Genomic DNA, 12,169 nt, shown 5'->3' with positions numbered 1-12,169 from the left:
GAACCCCGTCCCGTCTCCGGCCGACCTGTTCACCAGGTTCGTGGGCTGGACCGCCAAGAGGTCTGCTTCCGATTCGCTCGGCTCGGAGGGTCTGGAAGGATCCGCGCCGGGCGGTTGATCGACTCGCCTTCCGTGGAAGGTGCGGCATCCGGGTCGTGTTGATGCCCCGACTTCCTGCAAACTGAGTCGATCACGGGTGGGCGTGTCGGGGGGAACGCGTTGACGCTACTTCGCAATGCAGAGTAGTGTGCATTGCGTGGACACCACACAGTTGCTGAAGGGCGTGCTCGACATGGCCGTCCTGGCCGTGCTCCGGGAGGAGGACGGCTACGGTTACGACATCCTGCGCCGGTTGCGGGAGGCCGGCCTGGAAGAGGTCGGCGACGCCTCGGTCTACGGGACGCTGCGCCGCCTCTTCGCCGCCGGCCTGCTCACCACCTACGTCGTGCCGAGCGAATCCGGGCCGCACCGCAAGTACTACTCACTCAACGCCGCGGGGCGTGACCAGCTGACCCGCTCCGGCAAGCTCTGGCGCTCGTTCGCCACCACAATGGACAGTCTGCTCGACGATCGGGGGATGGCGGCATGACCGTCGCGGAGCAGGAGATCACCGACTATGTGGCGCGGGTCCGGGCAGCTCTGGCCGACCTGCCGCCCACGCAACGCGACGAGCTGATCGAGGATCTCGCCGACCACCTCAGCGAGGTGGCCGCCGAGGCCGAGGGCACCCTCGTCGAGCGGCTGGGCGAGCCCGAGACGTACGCGGCCGAGCTGCGCGCCGCGGCCGGCGCCGCCCCGGGCGGCAGTGGGCGCAATCTCGACCAGCGCGTCGCGGCCGCGATGGCCCGGCTCCGCGGCCGGCTGAGCGCGATCGACACCCGCCTCGGACCACCCCTGGGGTACGCGCACGCCAGCGATTTCCTCCGCCTGCTGCGCCCGGCCTGGTGGGTGTTGCGCGGCTATCTGGCCGCGATGCTGCTGAGCACGATCAGCACCGGCGGTGACGCTTACGGGCTGCTGCCTCGGTTTGGTGGCGAGTTGCTCGCCGGCATGGTCATGCTCGTCGGCCTCGTGCTCGCCTCGATCTGGCTCGGTCGCCGCTCCGCGCAGTTGACCCGATGGCCGCGTTCGGCGCTGCAGGTCGGCAGCGCGGTGCTGGTGATCTTCGCGCTCGGCGCCCTGGTCAATCTCGAGGACCGGATCGACCGTGGCTACTACTACGACCAGACCTCGGTCGACAGCCAGTACAGCCAGGTCCGGGACGTCTTCGTCTACGACAGTGAGGGCCGGTTGGTGGAGAACGCCCGGCTTTTCGACCAGGACGGCAATCCGATCCGCCTCGGCTACCCGGACTGTGACGGTCCGGTCAACGAGTACGGCGCCCCGTTGCTGCGCCCGTACCCGTACTGCCTGGGCCGGGCGCCCTTCGGCCCTCGCGCTCCGGCCGGGCCCAACCCGATCCTGACGCCGGTCGCGCCCAACTCGTCGCCGGCGGAGCCGACCGGTACGCCACCGGCCGGGCCGACCGGTACGCCACCGGCCGGGCCGACCGGTACGCCACCGGCCGGGCCGACCAGCACGCCGACGCCGAGCGGGACGGCGTCCGACGCGCCCTCGGCAGGCCCGCCCGCGACACCGGCCGGCACACCGAGCCCCACCCCGACGAGCTGAGCCACGGTGTGAACTGGATCATGTGGGCCAGGGTGGGAAATAACTGAACGGACGAGGCGGGCGGGACGACACCGGAAATCAATGATCGTTACGGTGTCGTCTGCTCATCAACCCCTCGGAAGGAACCCCCGTGCCAGAGCAGGTCGCAACGCCCCCCGCCTCCGATGGTGCACCAGCTGAGCCGGCCGTCGAGGCGCCGCAGCCGACCGTCGAGACGCCCCGGTCGGCCGAGCCGAAGGCGGGGGTGTCGCGTCCCGCCGAGCCGAAGTCGACCGAGCCGAAGTCGACCGAGTCGGAGCTGACCAAGCCGCGTCCGACCGGGTCCGAGTCGACCGAGTCGGGTCTGATCGAGTCGAAGGCGGCCGAGTCGGGTCCGACCGGCTCCGAGCCGGCCGAGCCCGAGTCGGCCGAGTCGCGTCCGGCTGAGCCCAAGTCGACCGAGTCGGAGTCGGGCGAGTCGGGTCTGGCCGAGCCGAAGTCGGCCGAGCCGGAGTCGGGCGAGTCGGTTCCGGCCGAGCCGAAGTCGACCGAGCCGCGTCCGACCGGGTCGGACTCGGGCGAGCCGGAGTCGGCTGAGCTGAAGTCCGCCGAGTCGGACTCGGCCGAGCCGGAGTCGGCCGAGCCGGAGGTGAAGAAGTCTGGTGCGAAGAAGGCCTTCGGCATCGTCGGCGTGATCCTCGCGATCGTCGTCGTGGCCGGCCTGAAGTTCGGTGTCGTCTCGGCGATCGGCAACCTCATCAACAAGGACGAGACGGCTGCCGCGAAGGCCGGCGACTGCATCGCCAAGCTGCCCGAGGTCACCGGCACCAAGCAGGAGAAGGTCACGGACGCCCGGATCGTCGAGTGCACCTCCACCGAGGCGGTGTACAACGTGGTCGGTCGGGTCGACAACCAGACCGAGGCCCAGGCCAGGGCCGACACCGCGTGTGAGCAGTATTTCAAGCCGGACGAGGAGGGGTACATCTACTCCAGCATCCTGCCCGGCAAGACGGGCTACGTGCTCTGCCTGACCAAGAAGGCCTGACCACGAAGGCTTGACTACGAGGGCCTGACCAGGAAGGCCCGATTACAGCGGTAGATCGGCATCGACGGCGACGGGAGGCCATCCCGTCGCCGTCGGCGTACCCCGGGTCAGCGGCGGGCAAACGGGAGGTGAATGCCACTGTTCCGGCGTCTTCCCGGCGGCGGCGCGGCATGGCAGGCTACCGGCACTAGGACCACTGGGCGACCAGCCAACGATGACTGACCGCTAGGAGGACGGCCCATGGGCGAAATGGTGACCTACCGCAGCAACGGGGGTACGAGCGAGGGGTATCTCGCGATACCCGCCAGTGGCATGGCCAGCCCCGCCGTCATCGTCATCCAGGAGTGGTGGGGCCTGGTCCCGCACATCCGGTCGGTTGCGGAGCGGTTCGCCGAGGCCGGCTTCGTCGCTCTGGCCCCGGATTTCTACCACGGTGAGACGACAAGCGAGCCGGACGAGGCGCAGCGGCTGCTGATGGCGATGCGGATGGACGAGGCGGCGAAGGACATCGCCGGCGCGGCCGACTATCTCGCCGGGCGGCCGGAGGTGACCGGTAAGGTCGGTGCCGTGGGCTTCTGCGCCGGTGGCAGCCTCGCGCTGTGGTCCGCCACCGTCTCCGAGCGGATCGTCGCGACCGCCGGCTTCTATCCGGTGCTGCCGTGGGAGTCGATGCGCCCCGACTGGGCCGACTACGCCGGCAAGGCCGCGGTCGTGCACTGCTCCGAAGAGGACGGCACCTCGGCCGCCGAGGGCGTACAGACCGCCCGCCGGGCCATCGAGGAGGCCGGCGGCGACTGCCACCTCTACGACTATCCGGGCACCTCGCACGCCTTCTTCAACGACGACCGGCCGGAGGCGTTCGACCAGCGCGCCGCCGCCAGCGCCTGGGCCCGCACCCTGGAACTCTTCCGGGCCAAGCTTGGCTGAGTCGCGTACCCCCGAGCAGGTGGTCGCCCGCGCAGCGCGGGCGACCGACCTGGCCGACCTGGACGCGGCGGTGAGCGACTGTTTCGCCTGCCCGCGGTTGGTGCGGTGGCGGGAGGAGGTGGCTCGCACCCGCCGGGCCGCCTTCCGCGATCAGGAGTACTGGGGTCGCCCGGTGCCGGGCTTCGGCACCGGGGACGCCCGGATCGCCATTCTCGGGCTCGCGCCCGCCGCGCACGGCGGCAACCGCACCGGCCGGATCTTCACAGGTGACCGGTCCGGTGACGTGTTGTTCGCCGCGCTGCACCGGGCCGGGCTGGCCAACCAGCCGACAAGCCTCGCCGCCGACGACGGGCTCACCCTGCGGGACCTGCGGATCTTCTCGGCCGTCCGATGTGCGCCTCCGGACAACAAGCCGACCCCGCCGGAGCGCGACAACTGCGCGCCCTGGCTGCACCGCGAGGTCACGCTGATCCAGCCCACGCTGCGTGTCGTCGTCGCGCTCGGCGCGTTCGCCTGGGCCTCGTGGTGGCCGGTGCTTCGCCAGGTGTACGGGCAGCGCCCGCCCAGCCCGCGACCGGCGTTCGGTCATGGGGCACACTGGTCCGGCACAGCCGCTCCGGACTTGCTGGGCTGCTACCACGTCAGCCAGCAGAACACCTTCACCGGGCGGCTGACACCAAAGATGCTGGACGACGTCTTCGACCAGGCTAAGCACCTGGCCGGGGTGGACTGAGACACGCGGTGGGGTGGTGGCGATGACGGACGGAACACGCGCCCCCGCCCCGTCGCAGGCCGCCGAGCCGGGGGTGTTGCGCCCGGCGCTCGGTCTGCTCCGCCGGTGGTGGCCGGTCGCCGCGGTCGCCGCCCTGCTCGCCGGTGCCGCGCTGGCGTCCGCGCACTCGTCGATCGGGGCCAGCCGGATTCCGCCGGCCGCGGACAACGTCCCGTGGGTGCCCGAATACCCGACCGCCGAGCCGTCGCCGTCCATTCCGATCGAGCCGCGTACTGCCGGTGAGGCCACCCAGGCGCACATACCGCAGTGGATCGCCACCGTGGCAGTGGCGCTGCTCGGGCTGGCCATTCTCGCCGCCCTCGGTTACCTGTCCTGGATTCTGATCCGGGGCGTACTGCGCCGCACCACCCGGGCCCTGCCGGCGCAGCGGGCCCGGCGTACCGCCGAGGGCACCGCCCGTGAGGTGGTCGCCGCCCTCGACGCCGGCCTGGTGGAGCTGGACGACCGGGACACCGACCCGCGGGTGGCGGTGATCGCCTGCTGGGTACGCCTGGAGGAGGCCGCCGCCGCGGCCGGTGTGCCACGGCTCGCCGGGGACACCCCCACCGATCTGGTCAGCCGGCTGCTGCGGGGTGACCCGGAGGCCGGCGTTCCGGCGATCGTCAGCACCGACGTGCTGGCCGAGTTCGCGCACGTCTACCGGGAGGCCCGCTACGCCACCCGCCCGGTCGACGAACGCACCCGCGACCAGGCTCGCGCCGCACTTCGTCGGCTGCGCGGAGAGCTCACGGCGGTGACCCCATGAGCAGCACCAGCATCGACGACCTGCTCGGGTCCGAGGAGGAGGCGGCGCCGAGGGGCCCGCAGGAGCCCCGGTCCCGGGTCGGCCCGGTGGTACGCGCCCTCGCGTGGGCCGCCGCGGTCGTCGCGGTGCTGCTCGTCGGCCTCCGCGCGGTCGGCCTGCAGGTCTCGCTGCCCGTCCTCGTCGCCGGGGTGCTCGCCGTGCTCGCGGTCCGCCGGGTCACCGCCCTGCTCGCGCCGCCACCTCCGTCGCCGGCGGGTGGCCGGGGCGGGACGGGCGAGGAGGACGGCAGCTACAACTGGGGTGCCCGGGACGCGTTGCGCACCGCGATCAATCGCTGGGAGTGGCCGCTTGACTGGTCCACGACCCGACCCGAACGTTTCACCGGGGTGGTCCTGCCCCGGATCGCCGAACTGGCCGACGAGCGGATGCGCCTGAAGCACGGTGTCACCCGCGAGTCGGACCCGGCCCGCGCCCGTGTCCTGCTGGGTGACCGGCTGTGGACGTTCCTGGAGACCCCGCCTCGCCGCACCCCGTCGCCACGCGACCTTGCGGTGATCGTCGCCGAACTGGAGAAAATCTGATGAACGACGTGGACCGGAGCATTGCCCCCGCCGAGGTCGGCCACCTGGCCCGGGCGGTCCTGGACGCCGTCGGCACCGTCGTGGTCGGCAAGCGGGACGCGTTGGAGCTGGTCCTCGCCGGCATCCTGGCGGGCGGTCACGTGCTGCTCGAAGATCTGCCGGGGCTGGGCAAGACGCTTACCGCTCGCTCGTTCGCCCAGGCGCTGGGCCTGGACTTCCGCCGGTTGCAGTTCACCCCCGACCTGCTCCCCGCCGACGTCACCGGCTCGTTCCTCTACGACCAGCGCAACGGCGACTTCACCTTCCGGGCCGGGCCGGTCTTCACAAACCTGCTGCTCGCCGACGAGATCAACCGGACGCCGCCGAAGACGCAGTCCGCGCTGCTGGAGGCCATGCAGGAGAAGCAGGTTTCGGTGGAGGGGGTGACCTACAAGCTGGACGAGCCGTTCCACGTGCTGGCCACCGCCAACCCCATCGAGTACGAGGGCACGTACCCGCTGCCCGAGGCGCAGCTGGACCGGTTCCTGCTGCGGGTCTCCTTCGGTTACCCGCAGCACGAGGAGGAGTGGGAGGTGCTCCGCCGCCGGATGAGCCGCCGCCGTGAGGAGGCGGACATCAAGGCGGTGGTCGACGCCGCCACGCTGCGGGCCATGCAGGCCGCCCTGGAGGACGTGGTGGTGGAGGACTCCATCGGCCGCTACATCGTCTCCCTCACCGCGGCCACCCGGGAGCATCCTTCGGTGCTGGTCGGCGCCTCCCCGCGGGGATCGCTGGCACTGCTGCTGCTGGCCCGGGTCCGGGCGGTGTTCGGCGGACGCGACTACGTGGTGCCGGAGGACGTCAAGGAGGTCGCGGCTCCCGCCCTGGCCCACCGGATCACCCTGCGCCCGGAGATGTGGCTGCGCCGGGTCGACCCGGCGTTCGTGGTCGGCGAGGTGCTGGAGGCCACCCCCGCCCCGGCGAGCGGCGCGCTGCCCAGCTACGCCGCGGGCGGGCCTCGGCACTGATGACCGGACCGACCGAGCCGATGGCCACCGAGCCGGAACCGGCCGCCGGCTGGGCACCCACCCGGGCGCTCGGCCGGGCGGTGCTGCTCGCCGGCCTGCTGCTGGTGGCGGGTGTGCTGCTGGGGCGTGTCGACCTGATCGTGCTGGCCGCCCCGTTCGCGCTGGGCACCGCGTACGCGCTGCGCCGCCGGCCCACGGCGCTGCCGCAGGTGTGGATCACCCAGGGTGCGGACGGGCCGCTTGTCGAGGGCGGCGGCCTGACGGCTGCGGTGAGCGTCGGCAATCCGGACACGGTCGACTACGACCTGGTGGTGGTGCGTTCCCGCGTGTCGCCGTGGCTGCGCATCGACCGGGCCGGCTTCGCCCAGGACGGGGACGTGCCCGAGGTGCCGCCCGCCGCCGCGACGCCGGCCGGCGGCGGGGCTCCGGCCAACGGCAGGGGCCGTTCCCTCGCCGACCGGCCGTTCGTGACCGCAGTGCCCACCGGGACGGTGGCGGACCTGGAACTGGCCGGCCACGCCATGCGCTGGGGCCGGCATCCGGTCGGACCGGCCGGTGCCCGGGTCGCCACGGCGGGCGGCCTGCTGGTCTCCCGGGCGGTGCTCACCGAGCCGGTCCGGGTGCGGGTGTACCCGCGTACCGAGCCGTTCGAGGCCGTCGAGGCCATGCCCCGCGCCGCCGGGCTCGTCGGGGCGCACCACTCCCGCCGGCCCGGCGAGGGCGGCGAGTTGGCCGGGGTACGGATCTTCGCCCCGGGGGATCGACTGCGCCGCATCGACTGGCGGGTGTCGTTGCGCGCCCGGCAGTTGCACGTGGCGGCGACGCTCTCCGACCGCGACGCGGAGGTGGTGGTGCTGCTCGACGTGCTCGCCGAGGCGGGCCGCTCCGGCGGGGTGAGCGGCGCGGCCTCGGTGCTGGACACCACGGTCCGGGCCACGGCCGCGATCGCCGAGCACTACCTGCACCGCGGCGACCGGGTCTCCCTGCTGGAGTACGGGCCGGGAGCTCGCCGGCTGCGTCCGGCCGCCGGGCGTCGGCAGTACCTGACCGTTCTGGAGTGGCTGCTCGACGTGCACGTCCACCCGTCCTCGCACGAGCCGTACGACCAGGTTTTCGGCCCGCAACTGCTCTCCTCGGACGCGCTGGTGGTGGTGTTGACCCCGCTGCTGGACGAACGGTCGGCGCAGATGCTCGCCCGGCTGGCCCGCGCCGGGCGGTTCGTGGTGGCCGTCGACACACTGCCGACCGACCTTTCCGCGCCGAAGAACCTGGGCTGGGCCGAGGTGGCGTACCGGCTGTGGCGCCTGGATCGGGACGTCATGATCGGGCAGCTCCGGGAGCACGGCGTACCCGTGGTGCGCTGGGCCGGCGCCGGCAGTCTGGACCAGGTGTTGCGGGACGTGGCCCGGTTGGCGACGGCGCCGAGGGTGGGTGGCAGATGATCGACGCGGTGACCGGGCGGGTGCGGACCGCACAGAGGGCGGTGGCCCGCATCAGCGGCGCCCCGCTGCTGGTGCGGGCCGGGATCTTCGCCGTCGTGTTTGCCGGGTTCGCCCTGGCCTTCCCCGCCGAGGTGCTTTCCGGCCGTCCCCTCCTCTTCCTGGCGGTCGCCGCCCTGTTTCCCGCGTTCGGCCCGCGCCGGGTCTGGGCGGTCTTCACGGCGTTGGTCACGGTCGGCGGTTGGCTGCTCGCCACCGACGGGTACGGCCGCCCGGTCGCCCTCTGGCGGCTGCTCGCCGTCGCCGCCCTGCTCTACCTGGCGCACACCCTCTGCGCGCTTGCCGCGCTGTTGCCCTACGACGCGGTGGTGGACCCCGCGCTGATCAGCCGGTGGTTGCTGCGGGCGGGCGGCGTTCTGCTGGGCACCGCGGTGCTCGGGGTGCTGTTGTTGCAGGCCGCGGGCATGGGCGGCGAGGCCGGATACCAGTGGGTGACCCTGCTGGGGTTGCTGCTGTCCGTGGGGACGGCGGCGTTGCTGGGCTGGCTGCTGCGACGGCGGTGACCGCTGCGACCGGAGGGTTACGCAGGTCACATAGGTTGTGCTCCGTCACAGATGGGGGCCGCGAGCGGCATTACCTGAGCCGGCCGGGGAAAGATAGACAACGTGAATCCGAAGCGGATCCTTGTGGTGGGTGCCGGGCACGTCGGTCTGTACGCGGCGCTGCGCCTGTCGAAGAAGCTCAGCTCCCGTGAGGCTGAGGTCATGGTGGTGGACCCCCAACCGCACATGACCTATCAGCCGTTCCTGCCCGAGGCCGCGGCGGGCAACATCTCCCCACGGCACTCCGTGGTGCCGCTGCGCCGGGAGTTGAAGCGGTGCAAGATGGTGGCCGGCACGGTCACGCGGATCGAGCACGACCGCAAGGTGGCCACCGTTCAGCCGATCAGCGGCCCGGCCCGGGAGATCCCGTACGACCACGTGGTCGTGGCCCCGGGCTCGGTCTCCCGCACCCTGCCGATCCCCGGCCTGCACGAGCAGGGCATCGGGTTCAAGACCATCGGCGAGGCGATCTACCTGCGCAACCACGTCCTGGACCGGCTCGACGTGGCGGCCGCCACGGCGGATGCCGACGTCCGCCGTTCGGCGCTGACCTTCACCTTCGTCGGCGGTGGGTACGCCGGCATCGAGGCGCTCGCCGAGATGGAGGACATGGCTCGCGACGCCCTGCGCTACTACCCGGAGCTGAAGCAGGACGAGGTGCGCTGGGTGCTTGTCGAGGCGACCCAGCGGGTGCTGCCCGAGGTCGACAGGGACATGGGCGCCTACACCGTCCAGCAGCTGATGAAGCGCAACATGGACATCCGGCTGGACACCCGGCTCGAGTCCTGCGTCGACGGGGTGGTCAAGCTCTCCGACGGGGACAGCTTCCGGTCCGACACCATCGTGTGGACGGCGGGAGTGAAGCCGTCGCCGATGCTTGACGCGACCGACTTCCCCCGCGACGACCGTCGCCGGATCACCTGCCTGCCCACGCTTCAGGTCGTCGACGGTGACCAGGTGGTCGAGGGCGCGTGGAGCGCCGGCGACTGCGCCGCTGTGCCGGACCTCACCAAGGAGCCGGGCAACTTCTGCTCCCCGAGCGCGCAGCACGCGGTGCGCCAGGCCGCCCGGATGGCCGACAACATCACGGCCGTGATCCGGGGCCGCGAGCCGGTCAACTACAAGCACAAGCACGTCGGCAGCGTCGCGAGCCTCGGTCTGCACAAGGGCGTCGCCCAGGTGTACGGGATCAAGATGACCGGCTGGCCGGCCTGGGTCATGCACCGGACGTACCACATGAGCCGGATCCCGTCGTTCAACCGCAAGGTCCGGGTGGTGGTGGACTGGTCCCTGGCGTTCTTCCTCAAGCGTGAGGTGGTCGCCCTGGGGCAGCTGCACGACCCGCGCGAGGAGTTCGCCGAGGCGTCCCAGCCGGTCGGCGCTCCCCGCGTCTGACCCAGAGGTGCCCGAGAAGGGCCCCCGCTCACCGAACCCGGTGAGCGGGGGCCCTTCTCTGTGTGGGCTCGGGTGCGGGGGCGGTGGTCAGACCCGCCAGGTCCAGGCGTCGGCCACCCGGGTCGCGGGGCCGTAGAGCTGCTCCAGGGTGGTACGCAGGCTCTCCACGTGGGGGGCGTCGTCGGCCAGCACCACGCAGGAGGCGCCCCAGAAGTCCGCGTCCCAGGCGGCCTGCTGGCGCTGCTCGTCGCCGATGGCCGGCTGACCACCCCGCCGGGCGACGTCCGCCAGCAGAGCGGAGGTGGGCTGCTTGAAGGTGCCCATCGCCGCGGTGCCGCGCCGCCCGTACGGGCCGATGAAGAACCCCTCGGGCAGGCTGAAGGCAGCGTCGGCGGCGGTGGCCCAGCGCATCGGCCCGGGTTCCTTGGGCGTGGGCAGCGGCACCGGAACCAACACCCCACCCGGGGGTACGCACTCCCGCCAGTGGCCGCCGGTGATGAATTCCGGCACGGCGGGCCGAGCGATTGTCGGCAGGGGAGTCGGGAAGATCGGCAGCAGCGCCGCGCCGACGGCCAGTGGCACCAGCCGTCGGGCCCGGCCGGTGCCGCGCAGAGCCCTGTCGACGGCCAGCACGAGCAGTGTCGCGACGATCGGCAGCAACGCCAGCGCGAACCGCATCGGCAACGCTCCGTCCACCACCGGGAGTCCGCCGATCAGGGCGTACGGGCCGGGAAGCGCGGTCCTGGTGCCACCGAGCACCACCTCGGGGCCGAGCGAGAGCGTACCCATCACGAGGCCCGCCACGACGCAGGCGAAGACCAGTCGACGTCGCCCCACCCAGATCGCGCAGGCCACGGTGACCAGCAGGAGGGGCCAGCCGAGGAAGGTGTTGTATTCGGCGGGACCGGTGGTCAGCCGGGCCGCCTCGGCGCTGCCGGCCACCGACAGCGGGGAGACCGCCCACCAGCTGCCCAGGTCGGCGGAGAAGTACGCCGGGGTGAACATGCCGTCGGCAACCCCCTGCGGGCCGGCGAACTGGAACCACAGCGGATAGCCGAGCACCAGCAGGGAGAGCCCGGCGGCGATGGCCAGCCCACGGGCGAAGCCGGGCAGCGCCCGCCGGGCCAGGTCCCGGTCCGCCACGGCGTAGGTGATCGCCATCACCAGCAGCGTGACGGCGGCCAGGAAGAGCACCTCCTCGCCGATGAAGACCTGCGCGCCGACCGCGCCGGCCAGCCCGGCCGCCGAGGTGATCATCCGTCGGCGGTCCGGCCCGCCGGGTCGGACCCGTCCGGTCTCGTCGGGGGTCGCCGGGCCCGGGTCGGCCGCCCGCAGCAGCCGGACCACCAGCCAGACGATCACCGGCACCAGCCACTGGGCGGTCATGTGCAGGTGGCTGTTGGTCTGCGAGACCATGCCGGGGCCGAACCCGCACAGGCCACCGCCGAGCGCGGCGGCGAGCCGGCGGGCGCGCAGCGTCCGGTGGAAGAGCAGGTACCAGGCGACAGCGGTGCCGGCGAGGTTGGCGGCGGCGAGCAGCGCGAAGCTGACCGGTGCGCCCAGCAGCAGGGTGACCGGCGCGAAGACGACGCCGAGCGCGATCACCGTGGTGTTGGCCATCAGGTTGACGCCGTCGGGCGCGTTGAGCCGGTCGGTGCGCAGGTCGAAATCCCCGAGCAGCGCGCGGGCGTCGACCGCCAGGAACCATTCGTAGAGGGTCTGGTCCTCCGGGTTGAGCGCGAGGGTGCGGCCGGCCGGATCGGGCCACATGCCGTGGGTGAGCCAGCCGGCGAGCGCGACCCAGACCAGAGCGACAAGCAGATCCGCCCGGTGTCGGCGGACGGCTTCCCGCAGGCGGGTGACCCGAGGCCGGCGGTCGACCCGTTCGGCGAGGCGGAAGGCCTGCTCCGGGGCGGCGTCGGGGGCCGTGGGGGCTGCGCTGCTCACGGGATCGACCCTAATGTGGCCAGCCCTGCTGGGTACGT

General features: G+C 72.5%; 12 protein-coding genes. 11 read left to right on the top strand and 1 reads right to left on the bottom strand.

Annotated elements, in window-relative coordinates:
• Positions 1-256 precede the first annotated feature (256 nt).
• From ACLQ29_RS01995 to ACLQ29_RS01945, 11 genes are all read left to right on the top strand, one after another.
• Positions 257-589, top strand: coding sequence for a PadR family transcriptional regulator (locus ACLQ29_RS01995; protein WP_030328782.1), 333 nt, complete (start codon positions 257-259; stop codon positions 587-589).
• Positions 586-1,671, top strand: a complete 1,086-nt coding sequence (locus tag ACLQ29_RS01990) for an HAAS signaling domain-containing protein (RefSeq protein WP_425769955.1) — start codon at positions 586-588, stop codon at positions 1,669-1,671. Before ACLQ29_RS01995 ends, ACLQ29_RS01990 begins: the two co-directional genes overlap by 4 nt.
• 130 nt (positions 1,672-1,801) lie before the next feature.
• On the top strand, positions 1,802-2,695 hold the full coding sequence (locus tag ACLQ29_RS01985) for an LppU/SCO3897 family protein (RefSeq protein WP_425769954.1): 894 nt from the start codon (positions 1,802-1,804) through the stop codon (positions 2,693-2,695).
• Between the two features lie 240 nt (positions 2,696-2,935).
• Positions 2,936-3,622, top strand: coding sequence for a dienelactone hydrolase family protein (locus tag ACLQ29_RS01980; RefSeq protein WP_393366460.1), 687 nt, complete (start codon positions 2,936-2,938; stop codon positions 3,620-3,622).
• Positions 3,615-4,355 (top strand): uracil-DNA glycosylase, encoded by a 741-nt coding sequence (locus ACLQ29_RS01975; RefSeq protein WP_425769953.1) that lies wholly within the window; start codon positions 3,615-3,617, stop codon positions 4,353-4,355. The genes ACLQ29_RS01980 and ACLQ29_RS01975 overlap by 8 nt, the downstream gene beginning before the upstream one ends.
• Before the next feature lie 22 nt (positions 4,356-4,377).
• Positions 4,378-5,160: a DUF4129 domain-containing protein gene (locus tag ACLQ29_RS01970; protein WP_425769952.1), complete on the top strand. Its 783-nt coding sequence runs from the start codon at positions 4,378-4,380 to the stop codon at positions 5,158-5,160.
• On the top strand, positions 5,157-5,741 hold the full coding sequence (locus tag ACLQ29_RS01965) for a hypothetical protein (RefSeq protein ID WP_425769951.1): 585 nt from the start codon (positions 5,157-5,159) through the stop codon (positions 5,739-5,741). The genes ACLQ29_RS01970 and ACLQ29_RS01965 overlap by 4 nt, the downstream gene beginning before the upstream one ends.
• A complete protein-coding gene (locus ACLQ29_RS01960; RefSeq protein ID WP_238644181.1) occupies positions 5,741-6,748 on the top strand; it encodes an AAA family ATPase in 1,008 nt (335 codons plus the stop codon). Before ACLQ29_RS01965 ends, ACLQ29_RS01960 begins: the two co-directional genes overlap by 1 nt.
• The gene (locus ACLQ29_RS01955; protein WP_425769950.1) at positions 6,748-8,190 is read left to right on the top strand and encodes a DUF58 domain-containing protein; all 1,443 of its coding nucleotides are present in this window, start codon (positions 6,748-6,750) and stop codon (positions 8,188-8,190) included. The genes ACLQ29_RS01960 and ACLQ29_RS01955 overlap by 1 nt, the downstream gene beginning before the upstream one ends.
• Positions 8,190-8,750, top strand: a complete 561-nt coding sequence (locus ACLQ29_RS01950; RefSeq protein WP_425770151.1) for a hypothetical protein — start codon at positions 8,190-8,192, stop codon at positions 8,748-8,750. Before ACLQ29_RS01955 ends, ACLQ29_RS01950 begins: the two co-directional genes overlap by 1 nt.
• 102 nt (positions 8,751-8,852) lie before the next feature.
• Positions 8,853-10,184: an NAD(P)/FAD-dependent oxidoreductase gene (locus ACLQ29_RS01945; RefSeq protein WP_425769948.1), complete on the top strand. Its 1,332-nt coding sequence runs from the start codon at positions 8,853-8,855 to the stop codon at positions 10,182-10,184.
• 87 nt (positions 10,185-10,271) lie between these two features.
• On the opposite strand, the gene ACLQ29_RS01940 is transcribed toward ACLQ29_RS01945, so the two are convergent.
• Positions 10,272-12,131 (bottom strand): hypothetical protein, encoded by a 1,860-nt coding sequence (locus ACLQ29_RS01940; protein WP_425769947.1) that lies wholly within the window; start codon positions 12,129-12,131, stop codon positions 10,272-10,274.
• Positions 12,132-12,169 lie beyond the last annotated feature (38 nt).

Origin of the sequence: Micromonospora sp. DT228, from assembly GCF_049841595.1 — a bacterium.
Classification (GTDB): Bacteria; Actinomycetota; Actinomycetes; order Mycobacteriales; family Micromonosporaceae; genus Micromonospora.
The sequence above is the reverse complement of the archived record's forward strand: the minus strand, read 5'-3'. Positions and strand labels throughout refer to the sequence as shown.

Bases quoted from the DNA above. Each gene is read 5' to 3' on its own strand.
- ACLQ29_RS01990 (WP_425769955.1), top strand. From the start codon at position 586: ATGACCGTCGCGGAGCAGGAGATCACCGACTATGTGGCGCGGGTCCGG.
- ACLQ29_RS01980 (WP_393366460.1), top strand. From the start codon at position 2,936: ATGGGCGAAATGGTGACCTACCGCAGCAACGGGGGTACGAGCGAGGGG.
- ACLQ29_RS01970 (WP_425769952.1), top strand. From the start codon at position 4,378: ATGACGGACGGAACACGCGCCCCCGCCCCGTCGCAGGCCGCCGAGCCG.
- ACLQ29_RS01965 (WP_425769951.1), top strand. From the start codon at position 5,157: ATGAGCAGCACCAGCATCGACGACCTGCTCGGGTCCGAGGAGGAGGCG.
- ACLQ29_RS01960 (WP_238644181.1), top strand. From the start codon at position 5,741: ATGAACGACGTGGACCGGAGCATTGCCCCCGCCGAGGTCGGCCACCTG.
- ACLQ29_RS01955 (WP_425769950.1), top strand. From the start codon at position 6,748: ATGACCGGACCGACCGAGCCGATGGCCACCGAGCCGGAACCGGCCGCC.